We start from the raw sequence: 13,735 nt of genomic DNA, 5'->3' as shown, positions 1-13,735 counted from the left end.
TTTTATATAAATTAAAAAGGAAATAATAAAATGGCTAAGGGGCAATCTTTACAAGACCCATTTTTGAACGCACTACGCCGCGAGCGCGTTCCTGTATCTATTTACTTGGTAAACGGCATTAAACTCCAAGGACAGGTAGAGTCGTTTGATCAGTTTGTCATTCTGTTGAAAAACACAGTGAGCCAAATGGTTTACAAACACGCTATTTCTACTGTGGTTCCTGCTCGTCCATTTAACGTTGCTGGCCATCAAAATGCCCAGGGCGGTTATGGCGCGCAAGACGATATGCCAAGTGGCGAATAAAGTTTAGTTAAGGAGTTTGCTTCTTGTTTGATCGTTATGAGGCGGGAGAAACAGCGGTTCTTGTCCATATCGACTTTTCCGATGAGGAACGCCGAGAAGACTTAGTGGAGTTACAGCTATTAGTCGAATCAGCTGGAGCACGCTCAGTCGGGGTCATTACTGGAAGTCGACGCTCACCAGACCGTAAGTTTTTTATTGGTTCTGGTAAAGCCGAGGAGTTAGCCGCCTTAGTGGCAGCCACCGAGGCTAATGTGGTTATTTTCAATCACGCCTTGAGTCCAGCTCAGGAGCGAAATCTTGAACAGGTATGTCAGTGCCGAGTATTGGACAGGACATCACTGATCTTAGATATTTTCGCCCAAAGAGCTCGGACTCATGAAGGTAAGCTACAGGTGGAGCTAGCGCAATTGCGCCACATGTCGACTCGCCTAGTGCGTGGTTGGACTCACCTTGAGCGCCAAAAGGGCGGTATTGGTTTACGTGGCCCTGGGGAAACCCAGCTCGAAACAGATAGGCGCTTGCTTCGGGGGCGCATTAAAAATATCAACAAACGCTTAGAGCGTGTTGATAAACAACGTGAGCAGAGTCGCCGCGCCCGTAAGCGTAGTGACATGCCAACCGTCTCATTAGTAGGTTATACCAACGCGGGCAAGTCGACGCTGTTTAATGCCTTAACCTCATCTGATGTTTATGCAGCTGACCAGCTATTTGCGACTCTTGACCCTACATTGAGAAAGTTAGATCTACCCGACGGTGCCGTAATTTTAGCGGACACTGTAGGTTTTATTCGTCATTTGCCACATGATCTCGTTGCTGCATTTAAAGCAACATTACAAGAGACGCGTCAAGCAGATTTGTTACTGCATATTGTTGATTGTGCAGATGAAAATATGGCGGATAATTTTGAGCAAGTGCAATCAGTGCTTAAAGATATCGATGCTGATAAAGTGATGCAATTGATTGTTTGCAATAAAATTGACTTGCTTGAAGATGTTACGCCGCGTATCGAATATGATGAACGCGGTAAGCCTGTACGAGTCTGGGTTTCGGCACAAAAGCGTTTGGGGTTTGATCTGCTCTTGAAGGCGATCACTGAGTTAATTGGTGAAGTTATTCATGAGTTTACACTTAAGATTCCGGCAACTGCTGGACATTATCTTGGCCAGTTTTATCGACTGGATGCGATACAGCAGAAAGAGTACGACGATCTGGGGAACTGTATTTTGTCTGTTCGTTTATCGGATGCCGATTGGCGCCGATTAGCTAAACAGAGTCAGGGTGAGTTAGAAACCTTTATCTACGATGCGTCGATAGAAAAGGCTGTTTGTTAATAATCTAATTTATTTCATCCACTTATGGAGTGCTAAATGGCTTGGAACGAGCCCGGTAACAAGGGTAATGATCCTTGGGGAAATAAAGGTGGTAACGACAAAGGACCACCGGACCTTGATGAGGTTTTTCGTAATCTTTCAAAACGCTTTGGCGGCAAAGGTAATGGCTCTTCTGGCCAAAACTTTAGTTCCTTTAGCTTAATCATCATTCTTGCCATCGCTTTTGTTGTTTGGGGACTTTCGGGTTTGTACACCATTAAAGAAGCCGAGCGGGGCGTAGCGTTGCGTTTTGGTCAACATAATGGTGAGGTGGGACCGGGTCTTCACTGGAAACCAACGTTTATCGATGAAATTTATCCTGTTGACGTGCAATCAGTTCGCTCTGTGCCATCATCTGGCAGCATGCTAACTTCTGATGAAAACGTCGTGAAGGTTGAGCTAGACGTGCAATATCGTATTTCAGATGCGTATGCCTATCTTTTTAGTGCGGTAGACGCCAATGCCAGTTTACGTGAAGCCACTGACAGTGCGCTGCGCTATGTCATTGGTCACAACAAGATGGACGATATTCTGACCACAGGCCGTGATGCTATTCGTCGCGATACTTGGAAAGAATTAGAACGCATTCTTGAGCCGTACAAGTTGGGCTTGGCTATTGTTGACGTTAACTTCTTGCCAGCGCGTCCGCCTGAAGAAGTGAAAGATGCATTCGACGATGCCATTTCAGCGCAAGAAGACGAACAACGCTTTATTCGTGAGGCTGAAGCCTATGCCCGTGAGATTGAACCGAAAGCACGTGGTGAAGTCGAGCGCATGGCGCAACAAGCTAATGCTTATAAAGAACGTGAAATTTTAGAGGCGCGCGGTAAAGTGGCTCGTTTCGAGTTGCTGTTACCTGAATACCAAGCTGCGCCTGAAGTGACCCGTAAGCGTTTGTATCTCGATGCAATGCAACAGGTGATGACTGACACTAACAAAGTCATTATCGATGCTAAAAACAACGGCAATTTAATGTATCTGCCACTAGACAAGTTAATGAAAGAGAAGCCTGCGACTATGCCAGACGTTGAGCCTAAACCTCAACAGAATGTCAATTCTTCATCTATTTCAACGACACGCATTGGTGAGCCTTTGAGTGAACGCCCATCTCGCGAGGAACGTGCTCGCCAGGGGAGGGAGTAATTCATGGGTAGATTAAGTATTGTTCTGATCGCCGTTATATTAGGCATTGGTTTGTCATCTGTGATGGTGGTTAACGAAGGCGAACGTGCGATTGTGGCGCGCTTTGGCGAAATCGTTAAAGATAAAGTTGATGGCAAACAAGTAACACGTGTTTTCGGCCCAGGTTTACACTTTAAAGTGCCTGTGATCGATAAAGTGAAGTTGCTTGATGCGCGTATCCAAACCTTAGATGGTGCTGCAGATCGTTTCGTCACCTCTGAGAAAAAAGACTTAATGGTCGACTCCTATGTGAAGTGGCGTATTTTTGATTTCGAAAAATACTACCTCTCTACTAATGGGGGGATTAAATCGAATGCTGAGACCTTGCTGCAACGTAAGATCAACAACGATTTACGTACTGAGTTTGGTCGTCGTACGATCAAAGAGATCGTTTCTGGGCAGCGTGATGAGTTACAAAATAACGCGTTAGCGAATGCTGCTGAGAGTGCTAAAGATTTAGGTATTGAAGTTGTTGACGTGCGTGTTAAGCAGATCAACCTACCCGCAAACGTGAGTAACAGTATTTACCAACGTATGCGCGCTGAGCGTCAAGCGGTGGCTAAAGAGCACCGTGCTCAAGGTAAAGAGCAATCTGAAATTATTCGCGCTACGATTGATGCCAATGTTACTGTTAAAATTGCGGAAGCAGAGCGTAAAGCCTTAACCATTCGTGGTGAAGGGGATGCATTAGCTGCAAAAATTTATTCGGATGCTTATAATAAAGATCCTGAATTTTTTAGCTTTTTGCGTAGTTTAGATGCTTATCGTGCGAGCTTCTCCGGAAGTTCAGACGTTATGGTGTTAGAGCCAGATAGCGAATTCTTCAAATACATGAAGAGTAGTGCTACTAAGAAATAAGCGATGCTAAATCGTTCAGAATGGGCCCCAATCACTGGGGCCCATTTTTTTATCCTAAATGAAAACAGTAAGTGACAAAGTGAGCGCTAAAATTACATTAGCAATGCATTGTTTATGCCTATCACACAGTCAATATGCTCAAAAAACAGTTCAAAATGATTAAAATTGCTTAACAGCTGTACTTTTTTTGCCCTTTTTTTAAAAAACTCGCAATCTCCCTAACTTACTTGCGTGTTTTCACTATGATCTGCTTCTAATTTTTAGCTATAATGAGCCCCGCTTCAAACTTCGATTTTTGCCCATGGTGATAACTAAGAGGCAAAAAGTCTTTGAAATATAAAAATTCCAACACCCTCTGGGAGATAAGTGGATGAGCAATGCGCCAGTCGATACCGGACGTCGCAGATTCCTGACAGCCGCAACCGCCGTAGTAGGTGGTGCTGGTGCCGTCGCTGTAGCGGTTCCTTTCATCAAGTCATGGAATCCGAGTGCCAAAGCGAAAGCTGCAGGTGCACCGGTCGAAGTAAATATCAGTAAAGTAGAGCCAGGTCAGCTGATCCGTGTTGAATGGCGAGGAAAACCTGTATGGGTTGTTCGTCGCACTGAAGCTGTGATCAATGAACTGCCAACACACGACGATAAGTTAAGAGATCCAGCTTCTGCTGAAATGCAGCAGCCTGAATATGCAACAAATCCTCTGCGCTCAATCAAGCCAGAGTATTTTATTGCTGTCGGTATTTGTACCCACCTAGGATGTTCACCCACTTATTTGCCAGATTCATTTGCTGAGCAAGTTCAAGGTGTGACTTCTGGTTTCTTCTGCCCATGTCATGGTTCTAAGTTCGATATGGCGGGCCGCGTGTTCCAAGGCGTTCCAGCTCCATTGAACCTAGTTATCCCTCCACATCAATATGTTGATGATGGCACTGTTATCATCGGTGTAGATAAAGGAGTGGCGTAATGGTTAAGAATTTAATTAATTGGATTGATGCTCGGATCCCAATGACGGCGACGTATAATCGCCATGTGGGTCAGTATGCTACGCCAACTAACTTTAACTTTTGGTACTTTTTTGGTTCGCTAGCGATGTTGGTATTGGTTAACCAATTACTGACGGGTATCTGGTTAACGATGAACTATGTACCCACAGCAGAAGGTGCTTTCGCCTCTGTTGAATACATCATGCGTGACGTAGAGTACGGCTGGTTATTGCGTTATATGCACTCAACGGGTGCGTCTGCGTTCTTTGTGGTGATCTACTTACATATGTTCCGTGGTCTGATTTACGGTTCATATCAAAAGCCTAGAGAACTGCTGTGGCTATTCGGTATGTTGATTTTCCTCGTGCTGATGGCTGAAGCCTTTATGGGTTACTTACTGCCATGGGGACAAATGTCTTACTGGGGTGCGCAGGTAATTATTTCTCTGTTCGGTGCTATCCCTGTTATCGGTGATGACTTAACTCTATGGATCCGTGGTGACTACGTGATCTCTGGCGCCACACTGAACCGTTTCTTTGCTCTGCACGTTATCGCACTGCCATTAGTGTTAGTGGTTTTAGTGTTCTTACACTTAATCGCTCTGCACGAAGTGGGTTCAAACAACCCAGACGGTATCGAAATCAAGAAGAACAAAGACGAGAATGGCTGGCCAGTTGATGGTATTCCATTCCACCCATACTACACAGTTAAAGATATTATGGGCGTTGCGGGCTTCCTGATTGTGTTCTGTTACGTGCTGTTCTTCATCCCAGAAGGCGGCGGTTACTTCCTTGAAAAGCCAAACTTTGAAGCGGCTAACCCAATGAAGACACCTGAGCATATTGCGCCTGTATGGTACTTCACTCCGTTCTACGCCATCTTACGTGCTGTTCCCGATAAATTGGGTGGTGTGGTAATGATGGGTCTGTCGATTGCAGTACTGTTCGTATTGCCTTGGTTAGACCGTTGTAAAGTGAAGTCAATTCGCTACCGCAGCACGCTGCACAAGTTGAACATCGCTCAGTTCGCTGTATCGTTCATCGTCTTAGGTTATTTAGGCGCTGTACCTGCAACACCAGAGCTGACTATTGTTGCACGTATCTTCACTGTGACGTATTTCGGCTACTTCTTATTACTGTGGTTATACAGCAAAAATGAGAAAACTAAGCCTGTTCCAGCGAGGTTGACACACTAATGAAAAAATTACTGATTGCATTAGTTACATTGATCCCGACGCTGGCAATGGCCGCGAGTGGACACAATGTACATTTAGAAAAAGCCAATGTTGATCTGCATGATAAGGCTTCTTTAGAGCGTGGTTTGGATATGTTCCAACACTATTGTTCTGGTTGTCATAGCACTCAGTATCAACGCTATGAGCGTGTGGCGAACGATCTCGGTATTTCTGCCGATGATATGCGTAACAAGTATATGTTTACCGATGCCAAAATTGGTGAACTGATGCAAAACGCAATCCCACACAAAGATGCGGCTAAATGGTTTGGCGCAACACCACCAGATCTTACCTTAGTAGCACGGGTTCGTGGCGAAGATTGGGTGTATTCATACCTCAAAGGCTTCTACAAAGATCCAAGCCGCCCATTTGGCGTAAATAACACTGTATTCCCTTCTGTGGGTATGCCACATGTTCTTGAAGAACTGCAAGGCACGCCTGTTAAGCAAGAAGATGGTACAATTGTGGTTTCTGGTGGTAAGTTAAATGCTGAAGAGTATGACCAAGCGGTACGTGATATCACTGGTTTCTTAGTTTATTCAGCTGAACCTGTTAAGTTAGAGCGTCAAGCTTTAGGTTGGTGGGTGCTCGGATTCCTGTTTATATTCTTTATTGTGGCCTACCTCTTGAAGAAAGAGTATTGGAAAGATGTACACTAGGCACCAATAACGGGTAAAATATAATATCCGCATAGTGTAAACGGGGGGCTTTGCCCCTCGTTTACTTTTGTTTTATTTCGACTCTGGAGGGTATCAATGGCTGTTGCTGCCAACAAACGCTCTGTCATGACACTGTTTTCAGGTGCTGATGATCTTTATAGCCATCAAGTCCGTATCGTGTTAGCTGAGAAAGGGGTTACTGTTGATGTTTTACAGGTCGACCCTAATGAAATGCCTGAGGATTTACTCGAAGTAAATCCTTATAACTCAGTACCTACTTTATTAGATCGTGAGCTCGTACTCTATGAGTCACGCATCATTATGGAATACTTGGATGAGCGTTTCCCTCATCCACCTTTGATGCCTGTTTACCCTGTATCTCGTGGTCAAAGCCGCTTGATGATGCATCGTATCGATACTGATTGGTACTCACTCGTCGCACGTATTCGTAAAGGTGACCGCGCAGAGGCTGCTCGTAAAGAGCTGACTGAAAGTTTACTGTCAATCGCGCCAGTATTTGCTGAAATGCCTTACTTTATGAGTGAAGAATTTGGTTTAGCGGATTGTTACCTCGGCCCATTATTATGGCGTTTGCCTGTATTGGGTATTGAGTTAGACAGCCGCGTAGCAAAAGACATCAAAGCTTACATGACACGTATTTTTGAGCGTGAATCTTTTAAAGCTTCGTTGACTGAAGCTGAACGCGAAATGCGCATGGGTATGTAATGAAAGCGTTGACTCCAAATCGTCCTTATTTACTCAGGGCTTACTACGATTGGTTGATGGATAACCAATTAACACCTCACGTTGTGGTTGATGCCTTTGTCAAGGGCACTCAAGTTCCGCAGCAATATGTGAAGGATGGCCAGATTGTATTAAATATCGCGGCTGGTGCAGTGGGCAATTTGCAAATTGGTAATGAATTTGTGGAGTTCAATGCGCGTTTTGGTGGTGTACCTCAGCAGGTATTATTGCCAATGGCTTCGATTGTGGCCATTTACGCTCGTGAAAATGGCGCTGGGACTGTCTTCGATATTGAAGATGCGTACTTAGTCGAAGAGGAAGCCGAATCGGCCTTGTCTATCATTGAGACAAAAGACAAGCCTACCGAACCAACGGATGAACCGCCTAAGCGTCGTAGCCATTTAACCTTAGTCAAATAAGTTACTTGTGCTCTGATCTATACTATGGAAAGCCAGTCAATTGACTGGCTTTTTGTTTTTTAATGCTTAATCCCAAGCTAGTGCTGTGGTAGCATTTGCGCCGCATTTCAGCCGTGGAGTGCATCGACTTCCCATTTGAGCCAATGGATTTTGTATGTTGCTAATGATCGACAATTACGACTCTTTTACCTTTAACTTAGTGCAGTATTTTCAGCAGTTAGGGCAAGAGATCGTGGTTAAACGCAATGATGAAATCAGCTTAGCGGAAATCGAGGCGCTATCGCCGAATCATTTAGTCATCTCACCTGGCCCTTGCTCACCTAACGAAGCGGGGATTTCCTTGGCAGCAATTGAGCATTTTGCTACTCGTTTACCGATCCTTGGCGTGTGCTTAGGACATCAAGCCATGGCGCAGGTGTTTGGGGCCAAAGTTGTGCGAGCACAGCGGGTGATGCACGGTAAAATTAGCGAGATTACCCATACTGGTGAGCGCCTGTTTAAAGGGTTAAATCAGCCATTAACGGTAACTCGCTACCATTCATTACTGGTTGATACCATACCTGACGGTTTTGTGCTGGATGCTTGGTTTGATGACCCGAGCCATGGACGCGAAATCATGGCCATGAGTCATAAAGAGTTGCCGCTCTTTGGTGTGCAATTTCACCCCGAGTCGATTCTGACCGAACAAGGGCATGAATTGTTGGCAAATTTCTTATCTCAATCGGCTTAGGTTGAATCCAAAAAATCGATTTTGCTCTACTCTTTGTTACAAGATTTCTCCTTCATTTAAGCAAATATGTCGCTCAAGTGTGATATAACTGCCGCAAAACGATGCCTGCTCACGTAATCATGGAGTTAGCTCCAAAGTGCAACTAGGGCTGCGATAACAATAAAAGGAAGGACAAATGAACAGCGTAATGCGAAATTTGGGTTTAAGTGCGTTAGCCGTTGCGGTATTGACGAGTTGCGCCGCCACCTCAACCGAAACGGCAACTCCCGCGACCACACCACAGGCTTATCAAGTCCCTTTAGCTCAGCCTCCCCAAGTTTCACAACCGCTTACGCTGAATCAAATTATGGCGAACCCCGATTGGATGGGGATTTTCGCTAAGGAAGCCTACTGGAGCGATGACAGTCAGAGCGTTTTTTTTGCCCGTCAAGCCAGCGCATCACCGCTACGAAATTATTATCAGCAGGGCATTAATGACAGCCGCGCCGTTGAACTGGCTATCGATAAGCTACATGCGGCTGATCAGCAGTTTGGTGTGTTCGATAGCACTAAAGCTAACAAGGCGTATCTCTACCAAGGCAATATTTTTGTTAAGCATTTAAGCTCTGGCAAAATCACCCAGCTTACCCGCCAGCGCACTGCCATCAGTGGCCTGTGTTACCTTAACAATGGCGATATCGCCTATTGGCAAGGGGATAATGTTTTCCAAATCCATCAAGACAGTGGATTAGTGGAGCAGTTGGCTGAAATCAAAATGGCGAAAGCGCCCGAAGGTGTGAAAGAACCCAGCAGCTACTTAGCCAAGCAGCAGCACAGACTCATTCAATATGTGGCGTTGCAGCAGGAAAATGCCAAAGCCAAAGAACAGTTTAAGAACGAGCTGCAAAAGAGCGATCCGACCCTCGCCGCTAACACTTGGTATCTAGGTGATGCCGAGGTGGTGTCTGAGCTAAGTCTGTCGCCAGACGGTCGCTATCTGTTTGTAGCCCTAACCGATAAAAATTACACCGGCAGCAGTGAACACGACATCATGCCAAACTACCTCGGTAGCGAAGGCTATATCGACCCTGTGCCCGTGCGTGCCCGTGTCGCGGAAGATAATCCACCAGGACAGCGCTTTGTGGTGTTAGACCTCAATGAGCATAAACAGATCGATGTAACTATCGAAGGCTTAACCAGCTTCGATGAAGACGTTTTAGCTAAGGTTAAGAGTGAAAACGCTAAAGCAAAAGGTGAGTCATATCAAAGTACTAAGGCTCCACGTAAAATCCAGCTGATGCAGGATTGGGGCTGGACTCAAAGCGCGATTCAATGGCATGAGTCTGAGGACAAACTGGCTGTAATGGTCGAAGCGACCGATAACAAAGATCGTTGGATTGCCAGTGTCGATCTGGCAAAGGGCAAGTTTATCACCGAGCATCGTCTGCATGATGATGCTTGGGTGAACTACGACTATAACCAATTTGGCTGGTTACCCGGTACGGACAGTCTGTACTATCTCTCTGAAGAAACAGGTTATTCCCAGCTTTATATCAAGGCGAACGGTGAAAAGCCCCGCGCTTTGACCCAAGGTAAGTTTGTGGTGAGTGATATTACCCTATCGCCCGATGCAAACTACATCTACTACAAGGCTAACCAAAGCCACCCTGGTATTTACAACGTTCACCGTGTGAATATCGCCTCGGGTAAAAACGAACAATTAACCCAATGGGACGGAAACTTAGATTACAGCTTAAGCCCCGATGGCACTAAGTTGCTGCTGAATGCGTCTCGCCGTACAGAGCCGAATGAGCTTTATATTCAACCGATTGGCGGTGAGTTAAAACAGCTCACGTCATACACCAGCGATGCCTTTAAGCAATATCCATGGCAAGCACCCGAAGTGGTTGCCGTTCCTTCAAACCATGGCGCTGGTCAAGTGTATGCGCGGGTTTATTTGCCGCAGGGTTATGACAAATCTCGCGCCGAGAAATATCCTGCCGTTATCTTTAACCATGGCGCAGGTTACTTACAAAATGCCGATTATGGCTTTAGTGGTTACTTCCGTGAGTTTATGTTCCACAACCTACTGACCCAACAAGGCTATGTAGTGATGGACATGGATTACCGTGGTTCTAAAGGCTATGGTCGCGATTGGCGCACGGCAATTTATCGCAATATGGGGCATCCTGAAGTCGAAGATTTAAAAGATGGCGTGACTTGGATGGGCCAAAATGCCAACGTGGATATTAAGCGGGTTGGTACTTATGGCGGATCCTACGGCGGTTTCTTAACCTTTATGTCCTTATTTACTGAGCCGGAATTATTCCAAGCAGGCGCAGCACTGCGCCCTGTGGCGGATTGGGCACATTACAACGCGCCATACACCTCCAATATTTTAAACACGCCGGATGTTGACCCTATCGCCTATGAGCGTAGCTCGCCTATTGAACATGCCCAAGGCTTGACTAAGCCATTACTGATCATGAGTGGCGTGATGGATGATAACGTGTTTTTCCAAGATAGCGTGCGCATGGTGCAGCATCTTATCGAGCTGGAAAAACCGATGTTCGAAACGGCGATTTATCCGGTTGAGCCCCACGGCTTCCGTCAGCCATCGAGCTGGTTAGACGAATATCGCCGTATTTACAAACTCTTTGAACAAGAGCTTAAGTAAATCTCGCGAAAGTATTAAGGCCTCAATATGAGGCCTTTTTGTTGCGTGGATTTCGGCGCGAGTGAATCTAATCAGGGTTGTAAAATAGTCACTTGTTTGCTTATTGCCAAGAGGTAACCTATATGCTGAAATTGCAATGTTTTTAACGATTTTAGCGTATGCGCGCCACTTAGCACGGGCGAGATAGGAAAGGTAAACTGTGGCGATATCGGTAGCGGGCGGCGTCAGACCTGGCAAAATTTTAGAGATAGAACATAGGCTCTATCAGCAACTTATTCTCGGTAAACAAAAAGCCAGTCCTACTCTATTGGATGATTTAGACCAAGAGCTTGAGGCTGATGCTAATAAACTCGATGTAGAGCGAGAGGCGATACTGTCACGGCTACTTAAACAAATTCAAGCTCGAGAAGTATTTGAGGCCATTTCAAAGCAACTTATTGACACAGTGAATAATGCTATTGAGCATCAATTAGCTTCCCCTGAGTTAGTGCTAGCCAAGTCGGATATTAACGAATCGCAAGTCCTGCTACTTGAATTACTGCTGGCTAAAAATCTTGATGCCACAAGATTAAGACCTTTAATTAGCAATTTAAGCTGGTTATGCCGCGATTTAACCAATATGGTTAATAGTCCTGCATTTCGGGCGCGTCGCCCGCAGAGTTCCGATGTACGCGTCACCGATATCAAATTAGTGATGAATTACATTGGCATCGAAAACCTGCGCACTATTATTCCTTATTTTTGCCTGCGTAATTGGCTGCCCAGTGGCAACGCTAAGTTACTCTGGACCACCCGCAAGTTGTGGCGCTATAGCATTGTCAGCGGAATAGCAGCGAATGCGTTAGCGCAGCTTCATAATACTGACTCAGCACTCGTCTATAGTGGTGCATTAATGAATCAGTTGGGCACTTCAGTCGTGCTGAGTCTTAGTGCGCGTTTATTTGATAAAACGTGGGGCAATTGGATCCGTGAGGCAAGCTCGAGTCGAGATAAAGAAGTGTACGATGCTGTAATTGCCACCGAATTCCCTGCTAAAGTGGTTTTTGAGCAAGTGTTAGCCCATGGACATAAGCTTAATTGGCAACTATTAGAGTTACTTAAGTTTGAACAGAGTCCATTAACTCAATTGCTTAAAGAGTTGGACCAAACCTTAACTTACCGTGAACTCTCGATGCCGGCCGCATTAGTGGCACGGGCGAATTGTTATGCTAAGGTGCTGTTGCTTGAAGAGATGCGCCAAATCGAGCCGCAGGAAAAACGCTTAATGTTCGATTATTACGAGCTCAGCGAGCAGGAAGTGCTGCGCCTAAAAGCACAAAATTATCGGAAGTTGGATCTGCTGTAATCTGCACGCCGCTCCCATCGGTGTCCAATTGCGGCACTGATGTGGAGGACGGAAAATGCCAAGCTGGCAAGCTTCTGTATTAAATACTATTTTATCCTATGTGGCACGGCCATCGATCAGCCGAGGTAAAGCCAAACTTCCCCTAAGCCAAGTACGGCAACGTTTATTAGAGCTGGATAAGCGCTGGTTGCCATGGCCTGAAAAGCTCGTTACGGCCTCAATTCCCTTACAACATTCCACACTACTGCATTACGTGCTGCTCAATGACACGCCGCGTTTGGGCAATCTATTTTACATTCGTGGCGGCGGATTCTGTTTTAAAACTCCCCATGCCCACGCAAGACTGGTGGCCGATATCAGCGAACGTTGTCGCCTCGATACGTTTATCCCTGATTATCGTTTAGCGCCGGAGCATCCCTATCCCGCGCCCTGTGACGATGTACTCGAGGCATACCTGCACTTAATTGAGTTGAAAGGGAGCGATAACCTAGTGCTGATGGGCGATTCTGCCGGCGGTAATTTAGCCTTAAGTCTGTTGCTCGAACTTAAAAAGCGCCATCTGCCCATGCCTAAAGCCTGTGTGTTGTTGTCACCCGCACTGGATTTAGCGATTACCGGCGATACCGAGCTGATTTTAGGCGCGGATGACCCGTTCTTTACCATTGAGTCGCTATTGCGGCTGCGCGGGGCGTATCTTGCTGGGGCGAATCCTATGTCAGAACGGGTTTCACCTTTACAGGGGAACTTGGCAGACTTGCCACCACTCTTAGTGATTGCCGGTACGCGTGAGTTGCTTTTACAGGACTCAGAACGACTGGTTATGCAAGTTAAGGCCAGTGGTGGCGCGGTAGAATCGCGTTTTTATCACAACATGCCCCATGTTTTTCCCCTGTTCCATCTGTTGCCCGAAGCGCTTGAGGCGAGGGAACAAATTGCGGATTTTGTGCTTTCACAGCTGATTCGTTAAAATTGTGTAGTTATTCATATTCGGTGAATAGCTAGCAAAAATAGAGGTAAATAACTTTTTTTCTGACTAAATATGCTAAATGCCTCTGGCGTAAACGCTTGTATAGTTCTTAAACTGCAATCTTTATGCACTTTGGCCTTAAGCATGGTGAATGTTGTTTGTGAAAAACTGGTATTTTGATCACAATTTCGCTAATAATGGCTATTAATAGACACAAGCATACCCTGTATCACTAACTCAAGATAAAGATACGTTGGGGACTCAGACGGCTCCCGATGCCGTTACATT

At 45.7% G+C, this 13,735-nt stretch carries 13 protein-coding genes; all 13 read left to right on the top strand.

Going from position 1 to position 13,735, the window contains the following annotated elements; translation table 11 throughout:
• The first annotated feature begins 30 nt into the window (after nucleotides 1-30).
• The 13 genes from hfq to M0413_RS15395 all read left to right on the top strand — a co-directional run bounded on the left by hfq (nucleotide 31) and on the right by M0413_RS15395 (nucleotide 13,447).
• Nucleotides 31-303, top strand: coding sequence for an RNA chaperone Hfq (hfq, locus tag M0413_RS15455; RefSeq protein WP_011070934.1), 273 nt, complete (start codon nucleotides 31-33; stop codon nucleotides 301-303).
• A 23-nt stretch (nucleotides 304-326) separates the two neighbouring features.
• Complete coding sequence (hflX, locus tag M0413_RS15450) at nucleotides 327-1,634, top strand: ribosome rescue GTPase HflX (RefSeq protein ID WP_047539763.1); 1,308 nt, start codon at nucleotides 327-329, stop codon at nucleotides 1,632-1,634.
• Nucleotides 1,635-1,670: 36 nt separating this feature from the next.
• The gene (gene hflK / locus M0413_RS15445) at nucleotides 1,671-2,816 is read left to right on the top strand and encodes an FtsH protease activity modulator HflK (RefSeq protein ID WP_037414184.1); all 1,146 of its coding nucleotides are present in this window, start codon (nucleotides 1,671-1,673) and stop codon (nucleotides 2,814-2,816) included.
• A gap of 3 nt (nucleotides 2,817-2,819) precedes the next feature.
• Nucleotides 2,820-3,713: a protease modulator HflC gene (hflC, locus tag M0413_RS15440; RefSeq protein ID WP_037414182.1), complete on the top strand. Its 894-nt coding sequence runs from the start codon at nucleotides 2,820-2,822 to the stop codon at nucleotides 3,711-3,713.
• A gap of 370 nt (nucleotides 3,714-4,083) precedes the next feature.
• Nucleotides 4,084-4,674, top strand: coding sequence for a ubiquinol-cytochrome c reductase iron-sulfur subunit (gene petA, locus M0413_RS15435; RefSeq protein ID WP_037414180.1), 591 nt, complete (start codon nucleotides 4,084-4,086; stop codon nucleotides 4,672-4,674).
• Nucleotides 4,674-5,888 carry a cytochrome b gene (locus M0413_RS15430; protein WP_011715793.1) on the top strand — a complete coding sequence of 405 codons (1,215 nt, stop codon included), beginning with the start codon at nucleotides 4,674-4,676 and terminating at the stop codon, nucleotides 5,886-5,888. Before petA ends, M0413_RS15430 begins: the two co-directional genes overlap by 1 nt.
• The gene (locus M0413_RS15425) at nucleotides 5,888-6,586 is read left to right on the top strand and encodes a cytochrome c1 (protein ID WP_037414177.1); all 699 of its coding nucleotides are present in this window, start codon (nucleotides 5,888-5,890) and stop codon (nucleotides 6,584-6,586) included. The genes M0413_RS15430 and M0413_RS15425 overlap by 1 nt, the downstream gene beginning before the upstream one ends.
• A gap of 96 nt (nucleotides 6,587-6,682) precedes the next feature.
• The gene (sspA, locus tag M0413_RS15420; protein WP_037414175.1) at nucleotides 6,683-7,312 is read left to right on the top strand and encodes a stringent starvation protein SspA; all 630 of its coding nucleotides are present in this window, start codon (nucleotides 6,683-6,685) and stop codon (nucleotides 7,310-7,312) included.
• Nucleotides 7,312-7,749, top strand: a complete 438-nt coding sequence (locus tag M0413_RS15415) for a ClpXP protease specificity-enhancing factor (RefSeq protein WP_037414173.1) — start codon at nucleotides 7,312-7,314, stop codon at nucleotides 7,747-7,749. Before sspA ends, M0413_RS15415 begins: the two co-directional genes overlap by 1 nt.
• Nucleotides 7,750-7,903: 154 nt before the next feature.
• Complete coding sequence (locus M0413_RS15410) at nucleotides 7,904-8,479, top strand: anthranilate synthase component II (RefSeq protein WP_249554845.1); 576 nt, start codon at nucleotides 7,904-7,906, stop codon at nucleotides 8,477-8,479.
• A 175-nt stretch (nucleotides 8,480-8,654) separates the two neighbouring features.
• Nucleotides 8,655-11,135 (top strand): S9 family peptidase, encoded by a 2,481-nt coding sequence (locus M0413_RS15405; RefSeq protein WP_249554843.1) that lies wholly within the window; start codon nucleotides 8,655-8,657, stop codon nucleotides 11,133-11,135.
• 199 nt (nucleotides 11,136-11,334) lie between these two features.
• Nucleotides 11,335-12,480: an HDOD domain-containing protein gene (locus M0413_RS15400; protein WP_055648508.1), complete on the top strand. Its 1,146-nt coding sequence runs from the start codon at nucleotides 11,335-11,337 to the stop codon at nucleotides 12,478-12,480.
• Between the two features lie 55 nt (nucleotides 12,481-12,535).
• On the top strand, nucleotides 12,536-13,447 hold the full coding sequence (locus tag M0413_RS15395) for an alpha/beta hydrolase (RefSeq protein WP_172588213.1): 912 nt from the start codon (nucleotides 12,536-12,538) through the stop codon (nucleotides 13,445-13,447).
• Nucleotides 13,448-13,735 lie beyond the last annotated feature (288 nt).

This window comes from Shewanella sp. 8A (genome assembly GCF_023475945.1).
In the GTDB taxonomy this organism is placed as follows: Bacteria; Pseudomonadota; Gammaproteobacteria; order Enterobacterales; family Shewanellaceae; genus Shewanella; species Shewanella xiamenensis.
Note: the sequence above shows the minus strand (reverse complement) of the source record. Positions and strands in the feature narration are given on the sequence as shown.

Excerpts from the sequence above, each read along its gene's own strand:
- petA (WP_037414180.1), top strand. The coding sequence starts at position 4,084 with ATGAGCAATGCGCCAGTCGATACCGGACGTCGCAGATTCCTGACAGCC.
- M0413_RS15425 (WP_037414177.1), top strand. The coding sequence starts at position 5,888 with ATGAAAAAATTACTGATTGCATTAGTTACATTGATCCCGACGCTGGCA.
- sspA (WP_037414175.1), top strand. The coding sequence starts at position 6,683 with ATGGCTGTTGCTGCCAACAAACGCTCTGTCATGACACTGTTTTCAGGT.
- M0413_RS15395 (WP_172588213.1), top strand. The coding sequence starts at position 12,536 with ATGCCAAGCTGGCAAGCTTCTGTATTAAATACTATTTTATCCTATGTG.
- M0413_RS15410 (WP_249554845.1), top strand. The coding sequence starts at position 7,904 with ATGTTGCTAATGATCGACAATTACGACTCTTTTACCTTTAACTTAGTG.
- hfq (WP_011070934.1), top strand. The coding sequence starts at position 31 with ATGGCTAAGGGGCAATCTTTACAAGACCCATTTTTGAACGCACTACGC.
- M0413_RS15430 (WP_011715793.1), top strand. The coding sequence starts at position 4,674 with ATGGTTAAGAATTTAATTAATTGGATTGATGCTCGGATCCCAATGACG.
- M0413_RS15405 (WP_249554843.1), top strand. The coding sequence starts at position 8,655 with ATGAACAGCGTAATGCGAAATTTGGGTTTAAGTGCGTTAGCCGTTGCG.
- hflK (WP_037414184.1), top strand. The coding sequence starts at position 1,671 with ATGGCTTGGAACGAGCCCGGTAACAAGGGTAATGATCCTTGGGGAAAT.
- hflC (WP_037414182.1), top strand. The coding sequence starts at position 2,820 with ATGGGTAGATTAAGTATTGTTCTGATCGCCGTTATATTAGGCATTGGT.
- M0413_RS15415 (WP_037414173.1), top strand. The coding sequence starts at position 7,312 with ATGAAAGCGTTGACTCCAAATCGTCCTTATTTACTCAGGGCTTACTAC.